The 12,564-nt window shown below is 43.6% G+C and carries 14 protein-coding genes; 13 read left to right on the top strand and 1 reads right to left on the bottom strand.

The genetic code is table 11. From position 1 onward, the window contains the following. Positions 1-65 precede the first annotated feature (65 nt). The 13 genes from proB to HT734_RS01355 all read left to right on the top strand — a co-directional run bounded on the left by proB (position 66) and on the right by HT734_RS01355 (position 11,252). Positions 66-1,175, top strand: coding sequence for a glutamate 5-kinase (proB, locus tag HT734_RS01415; RefSeq protein ID WP_061759781.1), 1,110 nt, complete (start codon positions 66-68; stop codon positions 1,173-1,175). 9 nt (positions 1,176-1,184) lie between these two features. Continuing rightward, positions 1,185-2,447: a glutamate-5-semialdehyde dehydrogenase gene (locus tag HT734_RS01410; RefSeq protein ID WP_173278233.1), complete on the top strand. Its 1,263-nt coding sequence runs from the start codon at positions 1,185-1,187 to the stop codon at positions 2,445-2,447. Between the two features lie 3 nt (positions 2,448-2,450). Further along, positions 2,451-3,248, top strand: a complete 798-nt coding sequence (proC, locus tag HT734_RS01405; RefSeq protein WP_173278235.1) for a pyrroline-5-carboxylate reductase — start codon at positions 2,451-2,453, stop codon at positions 3,246-3,248. 113 nt (positions 3,249-3,361) lie between these two features. Further along, complete coding sequence (gene tmk, locus HT734_RS01400; RefSeq protein WP_173278237.1) at positions 3,362-4,000, top strand: dTMP kinase; 639 nt, start codon at positions 3,362-3,364, stop codon at positions 3,998-4,000. Beyond that, positions 3,997-4,887 carry a DNA polymerase III subunit delta' gene (locus HT734_RS01395; RefSeq protein WP_173278239.1) on the top strand — a complete coding sequence of 297 codons (891 nt, stop codon included), beginning with the start codon at positions 3,997-3,999 and terminating at the stop codon, positions 4,885-4,887. Before tmk ends, HT734_RS01395 begins: the two co-directional genes overlap by 4 nt. 39 nt (positions 4,888-4,926) lie before the next feature. Further along, positions 4,927-5,244 carry a DNA replication initiation control protein YabA gene (gene yabA / locus HT734_RS01390; RefSeq protein WP_000358228.1) on the top strand — a complete coding sequence of 106 codons (318 nt, stop codon included), beginning with the start codon at positions 4,927-4,929 and terminating at the stop codon, positions 5,242-5,244. A gap of 2 nt (positions 5,245-5,246) precedes the next feature. Then, on the top strand, positions 5,247-6,125 hold the full coding sequence (gene rsmI / locus HT734_RS01385) for a 16S rRNA (cytidine(1402)-2'-O)-methyltransferase (protein ID WP_173278241.1): 879 nt from the start codon (positions 5,247-5,249) through the stop codon (positions 6,123-6,125). Positions 6,126-6,312: 187 nt separating this feature from the next. Continuing rightward, positions 6,313-7,647 (top strand): methylenetetrahydrofolate--tRNA-(uracil(54)-C(5))-methyltransferase (FADH(2)-oxidizing) TrmFO, encoded by a 1,335-nt coding sequence (trmFO, locus tag HT734_RS01380; RefSeq protein ID WP_173278243.1) that lies wholly within the window; start codon positions 6,313-6,315, stop codon positions 7,645-7,647. Between the two features lie 83 nt (positions 7,648-7,730). Next, on the top strand, positions 7,731-8,468 hold the full coding sequence (gene pyrH, locus HT734_RS01375) for a UMP kinase (RefSeq protein WP_000002996.1): 738 nt from the start codon (positions 7,731-7,733) through the stop codon (positions 8,466-8,468). An 8-nt stretch (positions 8,469-8,476) separates the two neighbouring features. Continuing rightward, entirely contained in the window at positions 8,477-9,034 is a 558-nt protein-coding gene (gene frr / locus HT734_RS01370; protein WP_001262225.1) for a ribosome recycling factor, read from the top strand. A 59-nt stretch (positions 9,035-9,093) separates the two neighbouring features. Beyond that, on the top strand, positions 9,094-9,948 hold the full coding sequence (gene cvfB / locus HT734_RS01365) for an RNA-binding virulence regulatory protein CvfB (RefSeq protein ID WP_173278245.1): 855 nt from the start codon (positions 9,094-9,096) through the stop codon (positions 9,946-9,948). Positions 9,949-9,956: 8 nt separating this feature from the next. Next, entirely contained in the window at positions 9,957-10,172 is a 216-nt protein-coding gene (locus HT734_RS01360; protein ID WP_001232084.1) for a YozE family protein, read from the top strand. Positions 10,173-10,256: 84 nt separating this feature from the next. After that, positions 10,257-11,252, top strand: a complete 996-nt coding sequence (locus HT734_RS01355; RefSeq protein ID WP_173278247.1) for a PhoH family protein — start codon at positions 10,257-10,259, stop codon at positions 11,250-11,252. Positions 11,253-11,308: 56 nt separating this feature from the next. Here HT734_RS01355 and ald read toward each other — a convergent pair whose 3' ends face one another. Beyond that, positions 11,309-12,421, bottom strand: coding sequence for an alanine dehydrogenase (gene ald, locus HT734_RS01350; RefSeq protein ID WP_140833231.1), 1,113 nt, complete (start codon positions 12,419-12,421; stop codon positions 11,309-11,311). Positions 12,422-12,564 lie beyond the last annotated feature (143 nt).

The raw sequence follows: 12,564 nt of genomic DNA, 5'->3' as shown, positions 1-12,564 counted from the left end.
CAACTTTTTTCTATTTTCTGCCATTCATGTTATAATGGATAAATATGAAGAATCGGAGTGAGACTATGAAATACAAACGGATTGTCTTTAAGGTGGGGACTTCTTCTCTGACAAATGAGGATGGAAGTTTATCACGTAGTAAGGTAAAGGCTATTACCCAGCAGTTGGCTATGCTACACGAGGCTGGTCATGAGTTGATTTTGGTGTCGTCGGGTGCCATTGCGGCTGGTTTTGGGGCCTTAGGATTTAAAAAGCGTCCGACTAAGATTGCTGATAAACAGGCTTCAGCAGCGGTAGGGCAAGGACTTTTGTTGGAAGAATACACGACCAATCTTCTCTTGCGCCAAATCGTTTCTGCACAAATCTTGCTGACCCAGGACGACTTTGTTGATAAGCGTCGTTATAAAAATGCCCATCAAGCTTTGTCAGTTCTACTTAGCCGTGGGGCGATTCCTATCATTAATGAGAATGATAGTGTTGTTATTGATGAACTCAAAGTTGGGGACAATGACACTCTGAGTGCACAGGTAGCGGCTATGGTCCAAGCAGACCTTTTGGTTCTCTTGACAGACGTAGACGGCCTCTATACTGGAAATCCTAATTCAGATCCAAGAGCCAAACGTTTGGAGCGAATCGAGACCATTAATCGTGAGATTATTGATATGGCTGGTGGAGCTGGCTCGTCAAATGGAACTGGGGGCATGCTAACAAAAATCAAGGCTGCAACTATTGCGACAGAATCAGGAGTTCCTGTTTATATCTGCTCATCCTTGAAGGTAGATGCCATGATTGAGGCGGCTGAGGAGACCAAAGATGGTTCTTACTTTGTTGCGCAAGAGAAGGGACTTCGTACCCAGAAACAATGGCTGGCTTTCTATGCTCAGAGTCAAGGTTCTATTTGGGTTGATAAAGGGGCTGCTGAAGCTCTCTCTCAACATGGAAAGAGTCTTCTCTTATCTGGTATTGTTGAAGCAGAAGGAGCCTTTTCTTACGGTGATATCGTGACAGTATTTGACAAGGAAAGTGGAAAATCACTTGGAAAAGGGCGCGTGCAATTTGGGGCATCTGCTTTGGAGGATATGTTGCGTTCTCAAAAAGCCAAGGGTGTCTTGATTCACCGTGATGACTGGATTTCCATTACTCCTGAAATCCAACTACTCTTTACAGAATTTTAGAGGTAAACTATGGTAAGTACACAAGAACAATTTGAACAGGTACAGGCTGTTAAAAAATCGATCAACACAGCTAGTGAAGTCGTGAAAAACCAAGCCCTGCTAGCCATGGCTGATTACTTAGTGGCTGCTACTGAGGAGATTTTAGCGGCCAATGCTCTCGATATGGCAGCGGCCAAGGGTAAAATCTCAGATGTGATGCTGGATCGTCTTTATTTGGATGCAGGTCGTATAGAAGCGATGGCAACTGGAATTCGTGAAGTGGTTGCCTTACCAGATCCAATCGGTGAAGTTTTAGAAACCAATCATCTTGAAAATGGTTTGGTTATCACAAAGAAGCGTGTAGCTATGGGCGTTATTGGTATTATCTATGAAAGCCGTCCAAATGTGACGTCTGATGCGGCTGCTTTGGCTCTCAAGAGTGGAAATGCGGTTGTTCTTCGTAGTGGTAAGGACGCCTATCAAACAGCCCATGCTATTGTCACAGCCTTGAAGAAGGGCTTGGAAACGACTACTATTCACCCAGATGTGATTCAACTAGTGGAAGATACCAGTCGAGAAAGTAGCTATGCCATGATGAAGGCAAAGGGTTATCTAGACCTTCTCATCCCTCGCGGAGGAGCTGGCTTGATTAATGCAGTGGTTGAGAATGCTATTGTGCCTGTTATTGAGACAGGGACTGGTATTGTCCATGTTTATGTGGATAAGGATGCAGACGAAGACAAGGCTCTGTCTATCATCAACAATGCTAAAACCAGTCGTCCTTCTGTTTGTAATGCCATGGAGGTTCTGCTTGTTCATGAAGATAAGGCAGCAAGCTTCCTTCCTCGTTTGGAGCAAGTGCTAGTTGTCGATCGAAAAGAAGCTGGACTTGAACCGATTCAATTCCGCCTAGATAGCAAAGCAAGTCAGTTTGTTTCAGGCCAAGCAGCTGAAGCACAAGACTTTGACACCGAGTTTTTAGACTATGTATTAGCTGTTAAGGTTGTGAGCAGTTTAGAAGAAGCGGTTGCCCATATTGAGGCTCACAGTACCCATCATTCGGATGCAATTGTAACTGAAAATGCTGAAGCTGCAGCTTACTTTACAGATCAAGTGGATTCTGCAGCGGTTTATGTCAATGCCTCAACTCGTTTCACAGATGGAGGCCAATTTGGTCTTGGTTGTGAAATGGGGATTTCTACTCAGAAATTGCACGCGCGTGGTCCAATGGGCTTGAAAGAGTTGACCAGCTACAAGTATGTGATTGCTGGTGATGGGCAGATAAGGGAGTAAGAGATGAAGATTGGATTTATCGGTTTGGGGAATATGGGTGCTAGTTTGGCCAAGGCTGTCTTGCAGACCAATACGGGTGCTCAGATTCTCCTTGCCAATCGTAGTCAAGCTAAGGTGGATGCTTTCATTGCCGACTTTGGTGGTCAGGCTTCTAGCAATGAAGAAATATTCGCAGAAGCAGATGTGATTTTTCTAGGAGTTAAGCCTGTACAGTTCTCAGACTTGCTTTCTCAATATCATACTATCCTTGAAAAACGAGAAAGTCTTCTTTTGATTTCTATGGCAGCTGGATTGACCTTGGAAAAACTAGCAAGTCTTATCCCAAGTCAACACCGAATTATTCGTATGATGCCAAATACCCCTGCTTCTATTGGTCAAGGAGTGATTAGTTATGCCTTGTCTCCTAATTGCAGGGCTGAGGATAGTGAGCTCTTTTGTCAGCTTTTAGCCAAGGCTGGTCTCTTGGTTGAACTTGGGGAAGGATTAATCGACGCGGCGACAGGTCTTGCAGGTTGTGGACCAGCCTTTGTCTATCTTTTTATCGAGGCCTTGGCAGATGCGGGCGTTCAGACGGGATTACCACGAGAAACGGCCTTGAAAATGGCGTCTCAAACTGTGGTAGGAGCTGGGCAATTGGTCCTTGAAAGTCAGCAACATCCTGGAGTTTTGAAAGACCAAGTTTGTAGCCCAGGCGGTTCAACTATCGCTGGTGTAGCTAGTTTAGAAGCACATGCCTTTAGAGGAACCGTTATGGAGGCAGTCAAAAAAGCCTACAAACGAACTAAAAAACTAGGTAAATAAGAGGTGGCTTTGACTGCCTCTTTTATGGTGGCTGAAATGAGAAGACAAAAAGATTGTCACAAACCCCTATTTTTTTGATAGAATAGAAGTAGTAAAAAAGAAATGAGTTAGACATGTCAAAAGGATTTTTAGTCTCTCTTGAGGGACCAGAGGGAGCAGGCAAGACCAGTGTTTTAGAGGCTCTGCTACCAATTTTAGAGGAAAAAGGAGTAGAGGTGCTGACGACCCGTGAACCTGGCGGAGTCTTGATTGGGGAGAAGATTCGGGAAGTAATTTTGGATCCAAGACATACTCAGATGGATGCTAAGACAGAGCTCCTTCTCTATATCGCCAGTCGCAGACAGCACTTGGTGGAAAAAGTTCTTCCAGCACTTGAAGCTGGTAAGTTGGTCATTATAGACCGCTTTATTGATAGTTCTCTTGCCTATCAGGGATTTGGTCGTGGCTTGGATATTGACGCCATTGACTGGCTCAATCACTTTGCGACAGATGGTCTTAAACCCGATTTGACACTCTATTTTGACATCGAGGTGGAAGAAGGGCTGGCTCGTATTGCTGCTAATAGCAATCGCGAGGTTAATCGTTTGGATTTGGAAGGGTTGGACTTGCATAAAAAAGTCCGTCAAGGTTACCTTTCTCTCCTGGAAAAAGAAGGAAATCGCATTGTCAAGATTGATGCCAGTCTTCCCTTGGACCAAGTTGTGGAAGCTACCAAGGCTGTCTTGTTTGACAGAATGGGCTTGCTAAAATGAAACAAGATCAACTAAAGGCTTGGCAACCAGACCAGTTTGACCGCTTTGTCCGTATCCTAGAACAAGAACAGCTCAATCACGCCTATCTCTTTTCAGGTTTCTTTGGAAGCTTGGAAATGGCGCACTTTTTGGCTAAAAGTCTCTTTTGCACGGATAAAATTGGCGTTCTACCATGTGAGAAATGTCGAAACTGCAAGCTGATTGAACAGGAAGAATTTCCCGATGTCACTTTGATTAAGCCAGTCAATCAGGTCATCAAGACAGAACGGATTCGGGAATTGGTGGGACAGTTTTCCCAAGCAGGGATTGAAAGCCAGCAGCAGGTTTTTATTATCGAGCAAGCTGAGAAGATGCACCCCAACGCAGCCAATTCTCTGCTCAAGGTTATCGAAGAACCCCAGAGTGAGGTTTACATTTTCTTCTTGACCAGCGATGAGGAAAAGATTTTACCAACAATTCGAAGTCGGACCCAGATTTTCCACTTTAAAAAACAAGAAGAAAAGCTCATCCATCAATTAGAACAAGCAAGTCTGGTTAAGAAAAAAGCGACTCTCCTAGCTCAGTTTAGTCAATCGCGAGCTGAAGCAGAAAAGTTGGCAAATCAGACAAGTTTTTGGACCTTGGTCGATGAAAGTGAACACCTGCTAACTTGGTTAGTAGATAAGAAAAAAGAAAGTTATCTTCAAGTAGCCAAATTAGCTAGCTTGGCAGATGACAAGGAAAAACAAGATCAGGTTTTACGGATTATTGAAGTCCTCTGTGGGCAGGACCTCTTGCAAGTAAGAGTAAGGATGATTCTACAAGATCTGCTAGAAGCTAGAAAAATGTGGCAAGCCAATGTCAGCTTTCAAAATGCCATGGAATATCTGGTCTTAAAAGAAATATAAACTCAAAAATGAAGGATAAAGAAAGGAAAGGGCTGTTTTATGGACAAAAAAGAATTATTTGACGCGCTGGATGATTTTTCCCAACAGTTGTTGGTAACCTTGGCCGATGTGGAAGCCATCAAGAAAAATCTCAAGAGCCTGGTAGAGGAAAATACAGCTCTTCGCTTGGAAAATAGTAAGTTGCGCGAACGCTTGGGTGAGGTGGAAGCAGATGCTCCCGTCAAGGCCAAACATGTTCGCGAAAGTGTCCGTCGCATTTACCGTGATGGATTTCACGTTTGTAATGATTTTTATGGACAACGTCGAGAGCAGGACGAGGAATGTATGTTCTGTGACGAGTTGTTATACAGGGAGTAGGCATGCAGATTCAAAAAAGTTTTAAGGGGCAGTCTCCCTATGGCAAGCTGTATCTAGTGGCAACGCCGATTGGCAATCTAGACGATATGACCTTTCGAGCTATCCAGACCTTGACAGAAGTGGACTGGATTGCTGCTGAGGACACGCGCAATACAGGGCTTTTGCTCAAGCATTTTGACATTTCTACCAAACAGATTAGTTTTCATGAGCACAATGCCAAGGAAAAGATTCCTGATTTGATTGATTTCCTGAAAGCAGGGCAAAGTATTGCTCAGGTATCCGATGCAGGTCTGCCTAGCATTTCAGACCCTGGCCATGATTTGGTCAAGGCTGCGATTGAGGAAGAAATCGCAGTTATCACTGTTCCAGGTGCCTCTGCAGGAATTTCTGCCTTGATTGCCAGTGGTTTAGCGCCACAGCCACACATATTTTACGGCTTCTTACCCAGAAAATCAGGCCAGCAAAAGCAATTTTTCGACTTGAAAAAAGACTATCCAGAAACTCAAATTTTCTATGAATCGCCTCATCGTGTGGCAGATACGCTAGAAAATATGCTAGAAGTCTATGGTGACCGCTCGGTAGTCTTGGTAAGAGAATTGACAAAGATTTACGAAGAATACCAACGAGGAAAAATCTCTGAATTGCTGGAAAGTATCGCTGAAACGCCTCTCAAGGGTGAATGCCTTCTCATCGTGGAAGGTGCCAGTCAGGATGTGGAGGAAAAAGACGAGGAAGACTTGTTCTTAGAAATCCAAGCCCGCATACAGCAAGGTATGAAGAAAAATCAAGCCATTAAGGAAGTAGCTAAGTTTTACCAGTGGAATAAAAGCCAGCTTTACGCTGCCTACCATGACTGGGAAGAAAAACAAGAAAATGACTAAACAGGGAAGTTTGCCTTCTTCCCTTTTTTTGTTATACTAGTAGAAGAAAAAAATAGAAAGATTTGTGGGAGTGAAAAAGTCCGGGGGGACTTTTTCAGCCTGAGCCAGAAAACTCGAGAGCGAGGAAAGTCCGATTGGCTTTTTCAATGTGAAACTTGTCTTCAACTCCCAAAGAGGTATTAGTGTCGTGTCTCAATCTTATATCAATGTTATCGGTGCTGGTTTGGCAGGTTCTGAAGCAGCCTACCAAATCGCAGAGCGTGGTATTCCAGTTAAACTTTATGAAATGCGTGGTGTCAAGTCAACACCTCAACATAAAACAGACAATTTTGCTGAGTTAGTTTGTTCTAATTCCCTTCGTGGGGATGCTCTTACAAATGCTGTCGGGCTTCTCAAGGAAGAAATGCGTCGCTTGGGTTCTGTTATTTTGGAATCTGCTGAGGCTACACGGGTTCCTGCAGGTGGTGCGCTTGCGGTGGACCGTGATGGTTTCTCACAGATGGTGACTGAAAAAGTGACCAACCACCCCTTGATTGAAGTGGTTCGTGATGAAATTACAGAATTACCAACAGATGTTATCACAGTTGTGGCTACTGGTCCCTTGACTAGTGATGCCCTAGCTGAGAAAATTCATGCCCTTAATAATGGAGATGGTTTCTATTTCTACGATGCGGCAGCGCCTATTATCGACGTCAATACCATCGATATGAGCAAGGTCTATCTCAAATCACGTTATGATAAGGGAGAAGCCGCTTATCTCAACTCGCCTATGACCAAGCAAGAGTTTATGGATTTCCATGAAGCTTTGGTCAATGCGGAAGAAGCACCGCTCAATTCCTTTGAAAAAGAAAAGTATTTTGAAGGATGCATGCCAATCGAAGTCATGGCCAAACGTGGCATTAAAACTATGCTTTATGGCCCTATGAAACCAGTCGGCCTTGAGTATCCAGACGATTATACAGGCCCTCGTGATGGAGAATTCAAAACACCTTATGCAGTGGTTCAGCTTCGTCAGGACAATGCAGCTGGTAGTCTCTATAATATCGTCGGTTTCCAGACCCACCTTAAATGGGGAGAACAAAAGCGTGTCTTCCAAATGATTCCAGGTCTTGAAAATGCTGAGTTTGTTCGTTATGGTGTTATGCACCGCAATTCTTATATGGATTCACCAAATCTTCTTGAACAGACCTATCGTTCTAAGAAACAACCAAATCTCTTCTTTGCTGGTCAGATGACTGGTGTGGAAGGCTATGTAGAGTCAGCAGCGTCAGGATTAGTTGCGGGAATTAACGCGGCTCGTCTTTTCAAGGGAGAAAGTGAGGCTATTTTCCCAGAGACGACGGCTATCGGAAGCTTAGCTCATTACATCACTCATGCAGATAGCAAACATTTCCAACCAATGAATGTCAATTTCGGAATTATCAAGGAGTTGGAAGGCGAGCGTATCCGTGATAAGAAGGCTCGTTATGAAAAAATTGCAGAGCGTGCCCTCAGCGATTTAGAGGAATTTTTAACTGTCTAATTTTTTTGAAAGAATTGCTCATGATACTATAAAAATCTTAGAAATTGTGATAAAATAGGTAGGATAAAAAAAGGAGAGTGAAAATGGCGAATCCCAAGTATAAACGTATTTTAATTAAGTTATCAGGTGAAGCCCTTGCCGGTGAACGTGGCGTAGGGATTGATATCCAAACAGTTCAAACAATCGCAAAAGAGATTCAAGAAGTTCATAGCTTAGGTATCGAAATTGCCCTTGTTATTGGTGGAGGAAATCTCTGGCGTGGAGAACCTGCTGCTGAAGCAGGTATGGACCGCGTTCAGGCAGATTACACAGGAATGCTTGGGACTGTTATGAATGCTCTTGTGATGGCAGATTCATTGCAACAAGTTGGGGTTGATACACGTGTGCAAACAGCCATTGCAATGCAACAAGTGGCAGAGCCTTACGTACGTGGACGTGCCCTTCGTCACCTTGAAAAAGGCCGTATCGTTATCTTTGGTGCCGGAATTGGTTCACCATACTTCTCAACAGATACAACAGCGGCCCTTCGTGCGGCTGAAATTGAAGCAGATGCTATCCTTATGGCCAAAAATGGTGTCGATGGTGTTTACAATGCCGATCCTAAGAAAGATAAGACAGCCGTTAAATTTGAAGAATTGACCCACCGTGACGTTATCAATAAAGGTCTTCGTATCATGGACTCAACAGCTTCAACCCTCTCAATGGATAACGACATTGACTTGGTTGTCTTCAACATGAACCAACCAGGCAACATCAAACGTGTTGTATTTGGAGAAAATATCGGAACAACAGTTTCAAACAATATCGAAGAAAAGGAATAAGAAAGATTATGGCTAATGCAATTATTGAAAAAGCTAAAGAGAGAATGACCCAATCTCATCAATCACTTGCTCGTGAATTTGGTGGTATCCGTGCAGGTCGTGCCAATGCAAGCTTGCTGGACCGTGTACATGTAGAATACTATGGAGTTGAAACTCCTCTTAACCAAATCGCTTCAATTACCATTCCAGAAGCGCGTGTTTTGTTGGTAACACCATTTGACAAGTCTTCATTGAAAGATATCGAACGTGCCTTGAACGCTTCTGATCTTGGTATCACACCAGCTAACGATGGTTCTGTGATTCGCTTGGTTATCCCAGCTCTAACAGAAGAAACTCGTCGTGATCTTGCTAAAGAAGTGAAGAAGGTCGGCGAAAATGCTAAAGTGGCTGTTCGCAATATCCGTCGTGATGCTATGGACGAAGCCAAGAAACAAGAAAAAGCAAAAGAAATCACTGAAGACGAATTGAAGACTCTTGAAAAAGACATTCAAAAAGTAACAGACGATGCTGTTAAACACATCGACGACATGACTGCCAACAAAGAGAAAGAACTTTTGGAAGTCTAAAAATAAACAGAAAAACTCAGTTGGCATTGCTGGCTGAGTTTTATTCGAAAGAAGGAAATATGAATACAAATCTTGCAAGTTTTATCGTTGGACTGATCATCGATGAGAATGACCGTTTCTACTTTGTGCAAAAGGATGGTCAAACCTATGCTCTTGCTAAGGAAGAAGGTCAGCATACAGTAGGTGACACGGTTAAAGGTTTTGCTTATACAGATATGAAGCAAAAACTCCGTTTGACAACTCTAGAAGTGACTGCCACTCAGGATCAATTCGGTTGGGGAACTGTAACGGAAGTTCGGAAAGACTTGGGTGTCTTTGTGGATACAGGTCTACCCGATAAGGAAGTCGTAGTATCACTTGATATTCTCCCTGAACTCAAGGAACTCTGGCCTAAGAAGGGGGATCAACTCTACATCCGTCTTGAAGTGGACAAGAAAGACCGTATCTGGGGACTCTTGGCTTATCAAGAAGACTTCCAACGTCTAGCTCGTCCTGCCTACAATAACATGCAGAACCAAAACTGGCCAGCCATTGTTTACCGTCTCAAGTTGTCAGGAACCTTTGTTTACCTGCCAGAAAATAACATGCTTGGCTTTATCCATCCTAGCGAGCGCTACGCAGAGCCACGTTTGGGTCAAGTCTTAGATGCGCGTGTCATTGGTTTCCGTGAAGTGGACCGTACCTTGAACCTCTCCCTCAAACCACGTTCCTTTGAAATGTTGGAAAATGATGCTCAGATGATTTTGACTTACTTAGAAAGCAACGGCGGTTTCATGACCTTAAATGATAAATCATCTCCTGATGACATCAAGGCTACCTTTGGTATTTCTAAAGGCCAGTTTAAAAAGGCACTTGGTGTCTTGATGAAGGCTGGTAAAATCAAGCAAGACCAGTTTGGTACAGAATTGATTTAGGGAGACTTATGAGAAAATCATTTTACACTTGGCTCATGACCGAGCGCAATCCTAAAAGTAACAGTCCCAAGGCTATATTGGCAGACCTAGCTTTTGAGGAGTCAGCCTTTCCAAAACACACAGATGATTTTGATGAGGTGAGTCGCTTTTTGGAAGAACATGCAAGTTTCTCTTTCAACCTAGGAGACTTTGACGCTATCTGGCAAGAATACTTAGAACACTAGCATGATTCATTGGGGTTGGGCTAGTAATTTCTCCACCACTTTGCTATAATAAAAAGAAATAAAAGGATTAGAGAGGTTCTTTATTTGAAGGAACATTCAATAGACATTCAACTGAGTCATCCAGATGACCTGTTTCATCTTTTTGGTTCCAATGAACGCCATCTTCGTTTGATGGAAGAAGAGCTTGATGTGGTGATTCATGCTCGTACGGAGATTGTCCAGATTTTGGGAGAAGAGTCTGCTTGTGAGGAAGCCCGTCAGGTTATTCAAGCCCTCATGGTCTTGGTCAATCGTGGGATGACCGTTGGGACGCCAGATGTAGTGACGGCTATTAGTATGGTCAAAAACGATGAAATCGACAAGTTTGTCGCCCTTTACGAAGAAGAAATTATCAAGGACAATACAGGGAAACCTATCCGTGTCAAAACATTGGGGCAAAAACTTTATGTGGATAGTGTTAAACATCATGATGTAACCTTTGGAATCGGACCTGCAGGAACAGGGAAGACCTTCCTTGCAGTGACCTTGGCAGTGACTGCCCTTAAACGTGGCCAGGTCAAACGAATTATCTTGACACGTCCAGCGGTTGAGGCAGGAGAGAGTCTAGGTTTTCTTCCGGGTGATCTTAAAGAGAAGGTAGATCCTTACCTTAGACCTGTTTATGATGCCTTGTATCAGATTCTAGGCAAAGACCAGACGACTCGTCTCATGGAGCGTGAAATTATCGAGATTGCACCCCTTGCCTATATGCGTGGACGGACCTTGGAGGATGCCTTTGTCATTCTCGATGAGGCGCAAAATACGACTATCATGCAGATGAAGATGTTCTTAACTCGTTTAGGATTTAATTCTAAGATGATTGTCAATGGAGATATCAGTCAGATTGATCTTCCGCGTAATGTCAAGTCCGGTTTGATTGATGCCCAAGAGAAACTCAAGAATATCCATCAGATTGACTTTGTTCATTTTTCAGCCAAGGATGTGGTTCGCCATCCAGTTGTCGCTCAGATTATCCGAGCTTATGAACCAGCTCCAGTTAAAAAAGAAGAGCGTGAAGAAGTCCAAGAAGAAAGAGAATAGCAAAAAAGAGCAGTTCAGGTGGAATTGCTCTTTCTTTTATCTGATAATTAGATTTTTTAGATTAGTTCATCAATTGGAGTATGTTTTTTATCGAGACCTTGGGCTACTGGAAGACTGGTTAAGTAACCTTGATAAGTAGTAACACCTTGGCGCAAGCCCTCATCCTCAGAGATTGCTTGTACAAAACCTTTACCAGCCAAAGCTTCAATATAAGGAAGAGTGACATTGGTTAGGGCAATGGTTGAAGTACGAGCAACCGCACCAGGGATGTTGGCAACGGCATAGTGGAGAACACCGTGTTTTTCATATACAGGCTCATCGTGCGTTGTCACACGGTCAGCTGTCTCGATAACACCACCTTGGTCAACGGCAACGTCAACGATGACAGATCCTGGACGCATTTGCTTGACCATCTCATCTGTGACCAGTTTTGGTGCCTTGGCACCTGGGATGAGAACCGCTCCGATCACCACATCCGCATCTTTCACACTGGCTTCGATGTTGAATGAATTGGACATAAGGGTTTGGATTTGATGACCAAAGACTTCTTCGAGGACTGAAAGACGTTTAGCACTGATATCAAGGATGGTTACTTGAGCACCAAGACCAAGCGCAATTCGAGCAGCATGGGTCCCTACGACACCGCCACCGATGATGGTTACTTTCCCTTTAGGTACACCCGGCACACCACCCAGTAAGACACCAGAACCTCCTGCTTGCTTAGTTAGGAAATGGGCGCCGATTTGGACTGCCATACGGCCTGCAACCTCACTCATAGGTACGAGGAGTGGTAATTGACCTTGGGAATCACGGACAGTTTCATAGGCAATCCCAGTTGTTTTTGCTTCCAACATAGCATCTGCTAATTCTGGAGCAGCGGCCATGTGCAAGTAGGTGAAGAGAAGCAGGTCGTCACGTAAGTAACCATATTCAGAAGCTAGTGGTTCTTTTACTTTTACGACCAATTCAGCTGCCCAGGCTTCACCAGCAGTAGCGACAATTTCAGCTCCTTGCTTTTGATAGTCAGCATCAGTAAAGCCAGAACCGAGACCAGCATTTGTTTCGATAAGGACGCGATGACCACGGCCGACTAAGCTGTGGACACCAGCAGGTGTTAGGGCAACACGGTTTTCATTATTCTTAATTTCTTTTGGAATTCCGATTAACATAGAGAAAAACTCCCTTTCTATTGACGGGTTGTAAATGATTTATCACATTATCTATAAAATAAGGTGATGATTTTATTCTATATGAAACCGCTTTAAAAAGCAAGAAAAATTTGTTGTAATTTATTTTTTATGCTAGACTGGTA

It is taken from the genome of Streptococcus sp. k-90 (assembly GCF_013277565.1).
Taxonomy (GTDB): Bacteria; Bacillota; Bacilli; order Lactobacillales; family Streptococcaceae; genus Streptococcus.
This window is presented reverse-complemented; position numbering and strand designations above follow the sequence as displayed.